The 13,033-nt window shown below is 72.0% G+C and carries 15 protein-coding genes; 11 read left to right on the top strand and 4 right to left on the bottom strand.

Going from position 1 to position 13,033, the window contains the following annotated elements:
- Positions 1-56: 56 nt before the first annotated feature.
- Positions 57-1,667 (top strand): hypothetical protein, encoded by a 1,611-nt coding sequence (locus AB0472_RS14850; RefSeq protein ID WP_366356598.1) that lies wholly within the window; start codon positions 57-59, stop codon positions 1,665-1,667.
- Between the two features lie 2 nt (positions 1,668-1,669).
- The gene (locus tag AB0472_RS14845; RefSeq protein WP_366356960.1) at positions 1,670-2,362 is read left to right on the top strand and encodes a nucleotide-binding protein; all 693 of its coding nucleotides are present in this window, start codon (positions 1,670-1,672) and stop codon (positions 2,360-2,362) included.
- Positions 2,363-2,415: 53 nt separating this feature from the next.
- Here the strand turns inward: AB0472_RS14845 and AB0472_RS14840 are convergent, their stop codons facing one another.
- Positions 2,416-3,333 carry a macro domain-containing protein gene (locus AB0472_RS14840; RefSeq protein ID WP_366356596.1) on the bottom strand — a complete coding sequence of 306 codons (918 nt, stop codon included), beginning with the start codon at positions 3,331-3,333 and terminating at the stop codon, positions 2,416-2,418.
- 81 nt (positions 3,334-3,414) lie between these two features.
- Between AB0472_RS14840 and AB0472_RS14835 the strand changes: the two genes are divergently transcribed.
- The 3 genes from AB0472_RS14835 to AB0472_RS14825 all read left to right on the top strand — a co-directional run bounded on the left by AB0472_RS14835 (position 3,415) and on the right by AB0472_RS14825 (position 6,561).
- A complete protein-coding gene (locus AB0472_RS14835; protein ID WP_366356594.1) occupies positions 3,415-4,806 on the top strand; it encodes a macro domain-containing protein in 1,392 nt (463 codons plus the stop codon).
- Between the two features lie 282 nt (positions 4,807-5,088).
- On the top strand, positions 5,089-5,337 hold the full coding sequence (locus AB0472_RS14830) for a hypothetical protein (RefSeq protein WP_366356592.1): 249 nt from the start codon (positions 5,089-5,091) through the stop codon (positions 5,335-5,337).
- Between the two features lie 12 nt (positions 5,338-5,349).
- A complete protein-coding gene (locus AB0472_RS14825; protein ID WP_366356591.1) occupies positions 5,350-6,561 on the top strand; it encodes an SPFH domain-containing protein in 1,212 nt (403 codons plus the stop codon).
- 87 nt (positions 6,562-6,648) lie between these two features.
- Here AB0472_RS14825 and AB0472_RS14820 read toward each other — a convergent pair whose 3' ends face one another.
- Positions 6,649-7,602, bottom strand: a complete 954-nt coding sequence (locus tag AB0472_RS14820) for an SDR family NAD(P)-dependent oxidoreductase (RefSeq protein ID WP_366356589.1) — start codon at positions 7,600-7,602, stop codon at positions 6,649-6,651.
- 178 nt (positions 7,603-7,780) lie between these two features.
- Between AB0472_RS14820 and AB0472_RS14815 the strand changes: the two genes are divergently transcribed.
- The 6 genes from AB0472_RS14815 (at position 7,781) to AB0472_RS14790 (ending at position 11,426) form a co-directional block, all read left to right on the top strand.
- The gene (locus AB0472_RS14815; RefSeq protein WP_366356587.1) at positions 7,781-7,981 is read left to right on the top strand and encodes a hypothetical protein; all 201 of its coding nucleotides are present in this window, start codon (positions 7,781-7,783) and stop codon (positions 7,979-7,981) included.
- Positions 7,982-8,042: 61 nt separating this feature from the next.
- Positions 8,043-8,261, top strand: coding sequence for a hypothetical protein (locus tag AB0472_RS14810; RefSeq protein ID WP_366356586.1), 219 nt, complete (start codon positions 8,043-8,045; stop codon positions 8,259-8,261).
- Between the two features lie 365 nt (positions 8,262-8,626).
- Entirely contained in the window at positions 8,627-9,562 is a 936-nt protein-coding gene (locus AB0472_RS14805) for a slipin family protein (protein ID WP_366356584.1), read from the top strand.
- Between the two features lie 62 nt (positions 9,563-9,624).
- On the top strand, positions 9,625-9,927 hold the full coding sequence (locus tag AB0472_RS14800; RefSeq protein ID WP_366356582.1) for a hypothetical protein: 303 nt from the start codon (positions 9,625-9,627) through the stop codon (positions 9,925-9,927).
- 9 nt (positions 9,928-9,936) lie between these two features.
- Positions 9,937-10,443, top strand: coding sequence for a glutathione peroxidase (locus AB0472_RS14795; RefSeq protein ID WP_366356580.1), 507 nt, complete (start codon positions 9,937-9,939; stop codon positions 10,441-10,443).
- Positions 10,444-10,550: 107 nt separating this feature from the next.
- Positions 10,551-11,426: a MerR family transcriptional regulator gene (locus AB0472_RS14790; protein WP_366356959.1), complete on the top strand. Its 876-nt coding sequence runs from the start codon at positions 10,551-10,553 to the stop codon at positions 11,424-11,426.
- A 146-nt stretch (positions 11,427-11,572) separates the two neighbouring features.
- On the opposite strand, the gene AB0472_RS14785 is transcribed toward AB0472_RS14790, so the two are convergent.
- Both AB0472_RS14785 and AB0472_RS14780 read right to left on the bottom strand, forming a co-directional pair.
- Positions 11,573-11,764: a DUF397 domain-containing protein gene (locus AB0472_RS14785; protein ID WP_089102095.1), complete on the bottom strand. Its 192-nt coding sequence runs from the start codon at positions 11,762-11,764 to the stop codon at positions 11,573-11,575.
- 189 nt (positions 11,765-11,953) lie between these two features.
- On the bottom strand, positions 11,954-12,811 hold the full coding sequence (locus tag AB0472_RS14780; RefSeq protein WP_093501737.1) for a helix-turn-helix transcriptional regulator: 858 nt from the start codon (positions 12,809-12,811) through the stop codon (positions 11,954-11,956).
- Between the last annotated feature and the right edge of the window lie 222 nt (positions 12,812-13,033).

Raw genomic sequence — 13,033 nt, 5'->3', positions numbered from 1 at the left:
ACCCACCGGGGCGTGCCCGCGGGGGCGCGCCCGCACGAGCGGAGCGCTGAACCATCATGGCCACACAGACAATCGACCCACGTCCGCCGGGACCGGCGCCGCAGGAACCGCCGGTGCAGCGCGCGTACGCGCGGACCAGAGCCACCCGGCTGCTGTCCGCGGGCACCTACCTCGACCCCGGTTACCGTCGTGCCGTCATCCGGGAACTGCTCCACAGGCGGTGGCGGGTCGTCGCCCCCTCCTACGGCTACGACGCCGTCTCCGTCCTCGCCCACGCCCTCGCCGCGCGCCGGTTGCGCCGCATCCAGTGGGGGGTCGCGGGCGGCGTGGACCTCGCGGTCCTGCTGCTGCTCAGCAACGGGGTGCTCAACCCGTTCCTCGGTGTGGTCCTGCTGTGCTGGGTGCCCTGGGCGGCGGCCTACCTGCGCCGGATCGTCACCCTGCACGTCCTGATGACACGGGTGCGGGAGAACGGCCCGGACGGCGGCTTCGACGGCGCCTGCCCGTCGCACGCCAAGCTGACCGACGCCCTCGCCCGCAAGATCGACCACGAGCAGGCCGGCCGCAGCGGACTGGTCTTCTACGGCGGCTACCGGCCCTTCGTCGGCGCGGGCCTGCCGCTGCGCGACTGGTCCAACGCGCAGTTGCTGCTCGGCGCCCCGAAGACCCGGATCATGGCGCGCAAGAGCGCGGACGGCACCCCGCCCGACCTCGACACGGTCGAGCGCAGGCAGGTCGTGCCGTTCACCGTGCACGAGATCACCAGCCAGGTCGCCGCCCGGCTCGCCGCCGACCTGCGCGACGAGGCCCACCCCGACGAGCGGATCGACGGGCTCACCGTCGAGCAGCGCCGCTACACCACCGCGATCCGCACCAACGACCGTACCCAGGGCGCCGGCTGGTCCCGGCTGCCCAGCGTGGACGACCTGCCCGGCATCCACTGGCGGGAGGACTACGACGCGGCCCGCGAGTACCTGTGCGTGCGCGTCGGGTCGTGGAACGAGGAGCTGGTGACCTCGGTCTTCGTCGGGTTCGACCTCAAGGGCAACACGCTGCACACCGAGTTCTACACCTACGTCCTCGGTCCGCTCGTGGAGGACTTCCACCTGGTGGACCAGCTGCCCGCGGCCGTCGACGGACGGCTGGCGGTACGGGTGGCGTGGGACATGTTCACGGCCCTGGTGCGCTGGTGGGTGACGCTGTGGATGTGGCCGCTGCTGCTGGTCCCCGAGCGGTTCCTGCCGGCGTGGCTGGCCCGGTGGAGCCGGCCCTGGCGGATCAGGAGGGCCAGGCGGGCCACGGCCGCGCTGCTGCTGTCGGACCGGGTGGAGGACAGCAGCGAGTTCCGGCTGGGCCGGTACGTCAACCGCTGGCTCAACTGCGGCGCGCTGGCGAGCGTCCGGGAGCTGGCCACCAGCGACACCTACCACCACTTCTTCCAGCAGTCCGACGCGGTGAAGTACATGCAGGTCGTCGAGCGCCGGCTGCTGGAGAACATCCGCGCCTTCCTCGACGAGCACGACGTGGACCTCGCCGAGCACGACCGGGCGCAGACCAACATCCTGCTGGGCGACAACAGCCAGAACTTCTTCGGCGGCCGGCAGAGCAACTTCGGGTACAACTACCAGCCGTCGAGCGGCGGTTCGTCAGGAAAAGCGGGGGCGTGACCATGAGCGGGGAGAACACCGGCGGCGAGAAGAGCCAGAACTTCTTCGGCGGCCGGCAGAGCGGATTCGGGTACAACGTGTACAACACCCCGCAGGAGGACGGGCCGTCCGCCGAGCAGGAGGCGGCGCGCGCGGCCCAGGCCCGCGCGGACTACGGCCGCAGCCGCAGCGTCTTCGTCGTGCACGGCCGCGACGAGGAGGTGCGCACGGCCATGTTCGGGCTGCTGCGCCGGCTCGACCTGCGCCCGTTGGAGTGGGAGCGGCTGGTGCGGAGCACCGGGGGGACCGCGCCGTTCCTCGGCGAGGTCATCGAGAAGGCGCTGTCCCAGGCGCAGGCGGCGCTGGTGCTGCTCACCCCGGACGACGTCGCCAAGCTCCACCCGCACCTGCTGGGCGACCACGAGCCGCCCCACGAGACCCGGTTGACCGGTCAGCCCCGCCAGAACGTGCTGATCGAGCTCGGCATGGCGCTGATGGCCTACCCGGAGCGGACGATCATCGTGGAGGTCGGCCAGGTGCGGCCCGCCGCGGATCTCGGGGGCCGCAACGTGATCCGCTTCGACGGCTCCGAGACCGCCGTGTCGAAGATCGTCGAACGGCTCAAGGGCGCCGAGTGCGACCTGGACGACACCCGGCCGGACTGGCGTGACACCTCGTACTTCGAGAACCTGGCGGCCTATCGCCGGCTGGCCTGACCGGCCGTACGGGAGGGGGGCGAGGGCCGGTGGCCCTCGCCCCCCTCCGCGCGCTACCGCTCCGGGCCGGACGCCAGGGCGGCCAGGAACGCGGCCAGCTCCCGCATGTCGATGCCCTCCAGCTCCTCGGGCCGTACGACGACGCGCAGTTCACGGCAGATCGGGGCCTCCCGGGAGCGGGCCACGAAGGACATCAGGACCAGCCGGAGCAGGCTGTCCCGGTCGAGATGGCCGAGGCGGGCCAGCCCCGACCCCGTCAACGGCATGACCACCCGCTCCAGTTGGGCGTGCGCGCGCAGCGCGTCCCACAGCCCGGCCAGGCCGCGCCACAGGTCCTCCACGCCGGAGGCGGCCACGTAGTCGTTGCCGATCCGGCTGTAGGCCACGCCGAACACCAGCCGCGGCCGGGTGCCCAGCACCGCCACCGTGCCGACCGGGTAGCGGTCGAGCTTGCCGAGCGGCTTGTCCGCCCGCTCCTCCCGCGCGACCGGTTCGGCCGCGGCGAGCGCCGCGGCCAGCTCCGCGTCCAGGCGGTCCACGTCGCCGCCGTACCGGCGGTCGAGCAGCTGGGCCTGCACGCTGTCGCCGTTGATGACCCGGCCGCCGGCCGACAGCGTGTCGAAGGTGTCGCAGAAGCCGACGACCAGGTGGGCCTGCTGGTCGAACAGGTCGCCCGCCTCGACGGCCACCGTCATGTCGGGCCGCCGGAACACCTGCTGAACCCGGACCGCCGGTCGGGAGCGCAGCAGGCCCCAGCCCAGGCAGGCGCCCACCGACAGCCCGACGACCGGGCCGGACGCGCTGTACGGCACGAACGGGCCCACGATCTGGGACACGGCGGACAGCCCCCCGAACGCCACCATCGTGTCGCGCAGGAAGACCTGCCGGGCGCGCCTTGTACCACGCCGGAAGGGGTTCCGGGGCCGTATCGGGTCCATCGGGGCCAGTCCGGCGGAATCACCCGAACTCATGGAATCCCCAAGACATCATGATAATCTTTCAGTCACTATGGCTGACGCAGAGTGACGCTGAACCGCCGGGGGGCGACGCGGATGGCCGGTGCGCGAGCACGTATCCGGGTGAAGGTACTGGGCCCGGTCCAGCTCGAGGTCGACGGGGTTCCGGTCCGGCTGACGCCGCTGACCGTACGGCTGCTGGTCCGCCTGGTGGCGGCCGGCGGCGAAGCGGTGCCGGTACGGCAGCTCCGGCGCGACGTGTGGGGACTCGCGGACGAGCCGCGCCACCTGGACCAGCGCAACCGCAACGAGGTGCAGAAACGGGTCCTGGAGCTGCGGCGGGCACTGGCCCCCGGCGCCCTGGGCCAGGACAGCGCGGGCACCGCGGTCCTGCGCACCGAGCAGCAGGTCACCGTGCAGGGCCCGGAGACCGCCTACCGCCTGGTGCTGCGGCCCGAGGAACTGGACAGCGCGCGGTTCACCGCGATCGTGAACGCCGCCCTGCTCGCACCCCCGGCCACCGCCGCGCACCGGCTCTCCGAGGCGCTGTCCCTGGTCCGCGGCCGACCACTGGCCGAGGTGAACGGCGAGGGCTTCGCGGTGCCCTTCGTCCGCCGCCTGACCGCCCTCCAGGACGCGGCCCGCCGGGAACTGGTCCGCGTCCAGACCGACCTGGGGCGGCCCGAACTCGCCCTGCCGGTGGCCGAGCTGATCACCCACGAGCATCCCGACGACGTCGAGGCCGCGCGGACCCTGGACGCCCTGCGCGCGGAGCTGCGCGCCCGGCACGGGGCCGAACTGCTGCGGCACCGGGTGCCGTTGGAGGGTCAGCGTGCCGACGTGGTGCTGGTGCGCGGCGACCTGTTCGACCAGACGGACTGCAATCTGGTGATCGGGTTCTCCGACACCTTCGACACGGAGACCGCCGAGGACCTCGTGATCAGCCGCGAGAGCCTGCAGAGCCAGCTCGTCGACCGGCTGTTCGCCGGGAAGCGCCGCCTGCTGGACGACCGGCTGCGGACGGGGCTGCGGGCGGTGAGGTCGGTGGGCACCGAGACCGTACGGACCAAGCCGCTGGGCCGCCGGGTCCGTTACCCGGTGGGCACGACCGTGGTGGTGCCGGTCGAGGGCCGCCGGGTGTTCGCCACGGCCTACTCGCGGCTCGGCAACGACCTGGTGGCCAGGTCCAACCACGCCGACCTGCGGCTGAGCCTGGAGAACCTGTGGGCCTCGGTCGCGGTCAACGGCCTGTTCAAGCCGGTCGCCGTCCCGCTGATCGGCTCCGGCCTGGCCCGGGTCACCGACCTGGACCGGGGCCAGCTGGCCGCCCTGATCGTGGACTCGTTCATCGAGGCCTGCCGCCGCCACCCGGCCCTCACCCCCGAACTCCGCGTCGTCATCCTGCCCCAGGAACTGGCCCGGACCGATCTGGCCCCGGTGGAGCGGCGCTTCGAGGACCTGATGCTCGGCCTGCGCGCGGCCGACTGACGCCGAAGGTGAGACCGGGCGCCGGCCCGGACGTGTCCCCCGGGCCGGCGGGCTGCTCCGCATCTGTCCGTCCCCCTTCGCGGCATCGTCCGCCGTCCGCGCCCCGCACCGGTGCGCCCGGCCTCACCGCCGTCCACGACACCACCCCGGCCGCTTCCGCCGGCACCCTCCAACCGCTTCCGATCCGGTTCCGGGCAGGACGGTCCTCCCCGACCGTTGGGTCCCGCACGGATCGGGTCTATCGTCGGAATCATGGGGCCAGGACGAGGAGGACGGCCGGTGATGCCGCAGGACGAGGCCGTGATCGGCTGCACGGGGAAGGTGCTCATCGGCACCCGCGGGTCCACCGGTCCCGGTGAGGTCCTGGTGCGGGTCAGGGGCGGTTCGGAGACCTTCCTCGCCTGGTCCGAGGAGCCCTTGCCGGCCGGTGCGACGGTGCTCGTGATCGAATCACGGGGATGCCGCGAGGTCGGCGTCATCGAGTGGGTGGATCCATTGGACGCGCTCGGCGACACCGCCGAGGCCGGCTGAGAAGAGACAGGAATGTTCGGATACCGCGTACCCGCTCCCGACGAGGCGATGCTGATCTCGGGGGGCAGGCGGGGACTGGGGGGCGCGCCGTTCCGAGTGGTGACGGGGCACGGCAAGTTCGTGCTGCCGGTCGTACGGAAGGTCCGCTTCCTCACCCTGTCCATGTGCGAGTCCGAGGTCACCGAGACCTGTGTGACCAGACAGGGCATCGCGCTGCACGTCCGCGCGGTCATCGCCTTCAAGGTCGGCAACGACCACGAGAGCATCATCAACGCCGGCCAGCGGTTCCTCTCCGACCAGGAGCAGATGTCGGTGCTGACCGGCCGGATCTTCGCCGGTCACCTGCGGGCCATCATCGGCTCGATGACGGTCGAGGAGATCGTCACCGAGCGGCAGAAGCTCGCCGCGGAGGTGCTGGACACCTCGAAGACGGAGATGGCGAAGATCGGCCTGATCGTCGACTCGCTGCAGATCCAGTCCATCGACGACGGCGACACCGGCTACATCGACGCGATGTCCGCACCGCACAAGGCCGCCATCCAGCGACAGGCGCAGATCGCACAGGCGCAGGCCACCCAGGCCTCGGTCGAGGCGGAGCAGGCGGCGGCCCGCAACCAGGCCGAGTACGCCCGGCAGACCGCCATCGTCAAGGCCGAGTACTCGGCCGAGGTGGACCGCGCCCAGGCACAGGCCGCACAGGCCGGTCCGCTGGCGCAGGCGCACGCCCAGCAGGAGGTGCTCGCCGCCCAGACGGAGCTGGCCCTGCGCCAGGCCAAGCTGCGCCAGGAGCAGCTGGTGGCCGAGGTCGTGAAGCCCGCCGAGGCCGAGGCCGAGCGGGTCAGGATCCTGGCGGCCGCCGAGGCAGAGCGGATGAAGATCCAGGCGGAGGCGGCCGCGTCGTACGACCGGGTGGCCCTGGACCGGATGCTGATCGACCAGCTCCCGCAGATCGTCAAGGAGGCCGCGGGCGGCCTGGCCGGTGCCAACGTCAACGTCCTCAACGGCGCGGACGGCCTCGGCGAGCTCGCGGCCGGCCTGGTGTCCCAGGGCCTGACGATCCTCGACTCGGTACGGCAGAACCTGGGCGGCCAGGACTCCGACGGCCGGCGCCCCGAGGGCCACCGCTCCGGGGAGAGCGCGGGCGACGGCGGCGGGAGCAGCCTGCTCCAGCTGCCCACCGGGAAGGGGCGGAAGTCGGACGACGGTCCGGTGGACGTCGACTGAGCACCGAGCGTTTCGCGGCGGCGCCGCAGCAGGCCGTCGGTCGGCCGCGGCGCCTTTCGTCGCTGTTCGCGCATGCCCGCGCGCCCCTTACGGGGCGCTGCGGGGTGCGGGATCGACGCCGGTCAGGTCGCGGCTGGTGTCCCACAGGCGGGCTGCGACGGAGGCGTCGGTGAGGTGGGCCCACACGGGTTCGTTCCGCGGGCGGCCCCGCAGGCCGAAGACACGGGGTCCCCACAGCTGTCCCCCGCGCACGGCGGGGTCGAGCACGGCCCGGACCGCGGGCCAGGCGCCGTCGTGCTTGCCCTGCACGAGGAGGGCGGCCGGTGCGCCGCGGAGACGCGCACCGGCGGTCCGCACCTGCACCGGCGGTCGGGAGGAGGTCAGGGAGTCCAGCGCGCCCCCGGGATGGACCACCACGCTGGCCACCGGGCTGTCGGCCGCGCGCAGGCGCCGGTCGAGTTCGAGGCCGAAGTACATCTGCGCCAGCTTGGAACGTCCGTAGGTGCGCTTGGGCCGGTAGTCCCTCCGGGACTGCAGGTCGGCGAGGTCGAGCCGCTCGGACCTGGCGGCGAAGCTGCCCATGGTCACCACCCGGGCCGCAGGTGCGGCCGACAGCAGGGGCATCAGCCAGTGGGTCAGCGCGAAGTGCCCGAGGTGGTTCGTGCCGAACATGAGCTCGTGACCGTCCCCGGTCTCCAGGCGCGGCGGATCGTCGAGCGCGACGCCGGCGTTGTGGACCACCGCGTCGAGGTGTTCCAGGTCCAGTGATTCCACCGCCGTCCCGAGCGACGGGAGGTCGGCGAGGTCCAGCCGTACGGTACGTACCCGCGCGCCGGGGACCCGCGAGCGGATCGAGGCCGTGGCGGCTTCGGCCTTCGCGGGGTTCCGGCTGCTCAGGACGACGGTGGCCCCGGTCGCGGACAGCTGCTCGGCGACGAAGTACCCGATGCCGGCGTTGCCGCCGGTGACCAGGAAGACGCTGCCGTCGGCACGCGGGAGCCGTCGGACATCCCAGGGCGGGGTGGAGGGGTTGGACGACATGGCGGCGGGGCTCCCTTGCTGTCACGGACAACTGCAGCCGCCCGGCAGGACGGCTCGGCCCCACGGTTCCAGCGGCCCCCGACACATCGCCTACGGATCACCGACAGCACCGCCGACCAGCCGACAGCCGGCCGGCGCTCGATAGACTCAAAAATCGAACACGTGCTTGAATTCAGTCATGCGATCGTTTCCCGTGGACCTGGCCCGGGCGCAGCAGGAGTGGAGCGCCGCCTACCGGCAGCTCGCCGTGCGGCCCGGGCGTACCGAGGTGCGGCGGCGGCTGTACCGGCTGTCGGTGGAGGTGTACTTCCATCCCTACTGGCGGCAGCGGCGGCCGAGCCCCGCCGCGTGGCGGGAGTTGCGGGACCTGGGGAGCTGAGGGGGCTCGGATGATGGCGGGCTGGAGTGCGGGACCGTATGTCCCGGATGATCCTGAAGGCATGTCCGGACCGATACGGGTGACCGTGCAGCCACCGTCGCCGACGGGTGGCCGCCGCGTGCGCGTGGACGGCGAGATCCTCGGGCTGGCACACAACCTGACCGACGTCGCCGAGTTCCTCCGCCGGGCCGGGCTGGAGGTGGACCCGGCGGACGTGGCGCGGGCGCCATGGATCGACTGGCGGGGCGGCGGGCCGGAGTGGTGGGGGCCGGAGACCTGACGGCCCCGGGCAACGCACGAGGCCCGTCCGATGTGGACGGGCCTCGGGATGGAGCGCCGGGCAGGCCTTGCACCTGCATTTCCCCGCAGGAAGCGGGGCGTCTTTCCTTGGACCACCAACGCAGTACCGGACGGACCGTACCGGGCCGACCAGCTCTGGATTGATCATAGCCCATCCGGGTGAGGGTGCGCGCACGCCGGACGGCACCCCGGCCGCGCCGCCGGGTGCCCGGTCAGCCCTTCTTTTCCTTCTTCTTTTCTTTACGCACTCCTGACGTCGGCACCCGCATCCCGGCCGGGCCCGGACGTGTCCTCTTCCTTGTCCGGATTCTTGTCCGGATCACGTCGAGAATGGAGTGTGTGCCCATGGACGGCGCCGTCGTAGGGGTCGTACTGGTGGTCGTGGCGGCCCTGCTCGTGCTGCGCAGCGGGATGCGGGTGGTGAACCAGGTCGAACGTGGGGTCGTGTTCCGCTGGGGCAAGGCGCTGCCGGACTTCCGGCGGCCGGGGATCACCTTCCTCATCCCCTTCGCCGACCGGATGCGCAAGGTGAACGTGCAGGTGGTCACCATGCCGGTGCCCACGCAGGAGGGCATCACCAAGGACAACGTCTCGGTGAAGGTCGACGCCGTCGTCTACTTCCGGGTCACCGACCCGGTCCGCGCGGCCATCGAGGTGCAGGACTACGTGTTCGCCGTCGGCCAGGTCGCCCAGTCCTCGCTCCGCTCCATCATCGGCAAGAGCGACCTCGACGACCTGCTGACCGACCGGGAGCGGCTGCACGAGGGGCTCGCCCTGATGATCGACAGCCCGGCCACCGAGTGGGGCATCCACATCGACCGCGTCGAGATCAAGGACGTACAGCTCCCGGAGTCGCTGAAGCGGTCCATGTCCCGGCAGGCGGAGGCGGAGCGGGAGCGCCGGGCCCGGGTCATCACGGCCGACGGCGAGTTCCAGGCCGCGCAGCAGCTCGCCAACGCCTCCCGGATCATGTCGGAGACCCCGGAGGCGATGCAGCTGCGCCTCCTGCAGACCGTCGTCGAGGTCGCCGCCGAGAAGAACTCCACGCTCGTGATGCCCTTCCCGGTCGAGCTGCTGCGCTACTTCGAGCGGGCGACCAAGCGGCTCGACCAGGAGGTCGAGAAGAACGAGCGCGAACTGGACGGGCCGGACGGGTCGGCCGCGCTCAAGGCCGGGATCGAGCAGATCGCCGCCGTCGCCGACAAGTTCGGGCCGGCCGGGGAGCTCACGGCGCCGGAGGTGCCGGCAGCGGAGCCGTCCGCTCCCGTCGAGCGGCCGTAGCGAGCGCCGGCGGCACCGCGAGGGACGCTGCCGCGGCGAGTGTCGTCGCGTCGGCGGGCGAGGTGGGTTGGACCACCGAGCCCGTCGGCGCGGCGCCCACGCCTGGCGTCAGCGGGGTGCCGGCCGCGTCCGGCGTGGTGCCGGTGGCCGAGGTGCCGGTGTTGCCGGATGCCCCGCCGAGCACCACCCGGCTGACGGCGGTGACCGGTCGGGGCCCCCGTTCCGCCGGGCGGCATCCGCGGGTGCAGCTCGACGCGGGGCTGGTGGACCGGCGGCGGGCCGGGCGGTCGGTGCGGCGGGGGCGGACGGCGGCCGGGGACGCGCTGGTCGAGGCCGGAACCCGGACGGTCACCCGGCGGAGTTAGCATCCGCGTATGACGACTTCTGAGAACAGCGGGTCCGTGCTCGACGTGGAGATCGGTGCGCTGCAGGGCGGCTCGGCCGGTCTGCCGGGCTACGGCGGCAAGGCCGTGCTCATTGTCAACGTGGCCTCCAAGTGCGGCCTGACCCCGCAGTACAACGGCCTGGAGAAGCTCCAGGAGCGGTACGCGGCGCAGGGCTTCACCGTGCTCGGCGTGCCCTGCAACCAGTTCATGGGCCAGGAGCCCGGCAGCGCCGAGGAGATCGCCGAGTTCTGCTCGGCGACCTACGGCGTGACCTTCCCGATGACCGAGAAGGTCGAGGTGAACGGCGCGGACCGGCACCCGCTCTACGAGCGTCTGGTCGGGTTCGCCGACGGCGAGGGGCACACCGGGGACATCCGGTGGAACTTCGAGAAGTTCCTGGTCGGCCGGGACGGCCAGGTCGTCGCCCGGTTCGCGCCGCAGACCGAGCCGGAGTCCGCGGAGGTCGTGGCGGCGGTGGAGGCCGCCCTCGCCTGACCGCGGGTCCGGTCGCGGCTTGACCTTGCCCCTGGGGCAGGGACGAGCGTCCTGGTCACCGGGCGGAACGGATCCGCCCGGTGACGGAGGATGCGGCCGTGGAGGACATGGTGGACGTCGTGGACGAGGAGCTGCTGACGATCGGCGCGTTCGCCGCGCGCTCCCGGCTCTCGGCGAAGGCCCTGCGCCGTTACGACCGGCTCGGGCTGCTGGCCCCGGCGCACGTCGACGAGGTGACCGGCTACCGGTACTACCGCGCCGGCCAGGTGGAGCGCGCCCGGCTGGTGGCGCTGCTGCGCCAGCTGGACATGCCGCTGGCCCGGATCGCCGAGGTGGTCGAGGCGGCGCAGGCGGCGGACGGTGACACCGCCGCCGGGCTGCTGACCGGCTACTGGGCGGACGTCGAGGCGCGGGTCGCCGGGCAGCGGACGCTCGCCGCATACCTCCGTGGACGGCTGTCCGGAGGGAGTACGGAGATGTACGGGACGTTCACGGTGCAGACGGTCGAGGTGCCGGCCCAGGTGGTGATCACCGAGACGCGGCACACGCTGGCGGACGAGCTGCCGGCCTGGATCGGCGCCTCGCTGGGCCGGCTGGAGGCGGCGGCCCGGGAGTGCGGGGGTGTGACCGGGGCGCCGTTCGTCGTGTACCACGCCGAGGTGTCCATGGAGAGCGACGGGCCCGCCGAGGCCTGTGTCCCGGTGGCGGACGAGGCGGCGGCCCGGGCCTGGGCCGAGCGGCACGGGCGGGCCTGGGAGACGGCGGTACGGGTCGAGCCGGCGCGCACGCTGGCGTACACGCGGATCAGCAAGGCGCAGGTGGCGCATCCGCAGATCCTGGCGGCCTTCGAGGCGGTGGAGCGGTGGATCGCCGGGCGGGAGGACCTGACATACGACGGCCCGTGCCGGGAGGTCTACTTCGCGGACTGGGACGCGGCCGGACCGCAGGATCCGGTGTGCGACGTCGCGTTCCCCGTGCGGTGAGAGCCGGCCGGTGGGGGCGGGCACAAGCCGAGCCCCCTCGGCAAGGACGGCGGGCTGGTCGAGAGGGCTCCGGGTGACGCTTGTGCAGTTGTGGCCGTGCAGTTGTGTTTGTCGGGAGCGTGAAGCGGTGGGTCAGGGAATGCCCCCTACGCCTTGACCGAGGTCACGAAGGCGTTCCACGCGCCGGCCGGGAATGCGAGGACCGGGCCCTCCTCGACCTTGGAGTCGCGTACGGCGAGTCCCGCGGTCGTCGGCGACTTGACCTCGACGCACGCCCCGTTCCCTGCGGAATAGGAGGACTTCGTCCACGTCTCCGTGGCGCCCTGAAGCAGTGCCATGTCCACTCCTGTTGCGAGTTGCTGTGGTGCTTGCTGTAGTGCGATTCACGCCAACCTTTCCGACTGGTTGGCGTGATCGACGCTACTAGCCAACTTCCCCGCCTGGAGTACCCGTTCACTCGACCGGGTGGCATATTCCGTTGGAGACTTCCGCTGGACCGTGGCTCCGGTGTACAGTCCGCGACTTCCTCAGCGGGCGTACTCCTTGGCCGCGTCGGCGATGAACTGCCGGGACTGCTCGACGTTCAGCGACTGGGCACGCAGGTGCTCGTACATCACGGCGTACTTCTGCACGTCGTGGGCCTTCTCCAGGTAGAGGTCGCTGGTCACGCCCTCCAGGTAGACGACGCTGGAGTCGGCCGCGTCGGCGAACTCCAGGATCGCGTACTGGCCGTTGAGACCGGGATGGGCGCCGCACTCGAAGGGCAGCACCTGGACGGTGATGTGCGGCTGCTGGGACATCTCGATCAGGTACTCCAGCTGCTCGCGCATCACCAGCCTGCTGCCGACGAGCCGGCGCAGCGCGGCCTCGTCGAGCACCACCCACAGGCGCAGGGGGTTGTGCTCGGCGGTGATACGTTCCTGTCGCCGCATCCGGACCTGGACCCGCTTCTCGATGTCGGCGGCGGAGGTCTCCGGCAACGCGCCCTGCACCAGGGCCTCGGCGTACGCCCGGGTCTGCAACAGCCCGGTGACCAGCTGGGGTTCGTACACGCGCAGCGACTCGGCGTCGGTCTCCAGACCGATGTAGACGCTGTACGGGATGTCCCCGAACGCGTGCCACCAGCCTTGCTGCCGCGAATCCCTGGCCATCTCCATCAGGGACTCGACGACCCGCTGGTCCTCGACCTCGTACACCCCGCACAGGTCGCGGACGTCGCGCTGGCTGATGCTGCGGCGCCCGTTCTCCAGCCGGCTGATCTTCGACTGCGAAACGAGCAACCGCTCCGCAACCTCCTCCGCCGTCATGCCCTTGAGCTCGCGGAGCCTGCGCAGCTCCTGGCCCAGCCGGCGTCGCCTGACGGTGGGATTGACATTGGACGCCACGGGACGTGCACCTCCGGCTGCCTGCCTGTAACTACCACTTTGCGTATCTGCTGTTGAGCAGACTGCCACCAAGGTGTCTACTACCGCTGGCAAACAGCGGATATGCAGCGCGTACGCGTCAGTTCGGGCACGTTCCGGATTCTCCGGACGCGCGGACGGAAATGCCGAGCGGGGCGGGCGGGCCGCGCGATGGGTTGGACGACCGCCCGCCCCGCCGAGCCA

The sequence above is a fragment of the Streptomyces sp. NPDC086777 genome, assembly GCF_040702065.1.
In the GTDB taxonomy this organism is placed as follows: Bacteria; Actinomycetota; Actinomycetes; order Streptomycetales; family Streptomycetaceae; genus Streptomyces.
The sequence above is the reverse complement of the archived record's forward strand: the minus strand, read 5'-3'. Positions and strand labels throughout refer to the sequence as shown.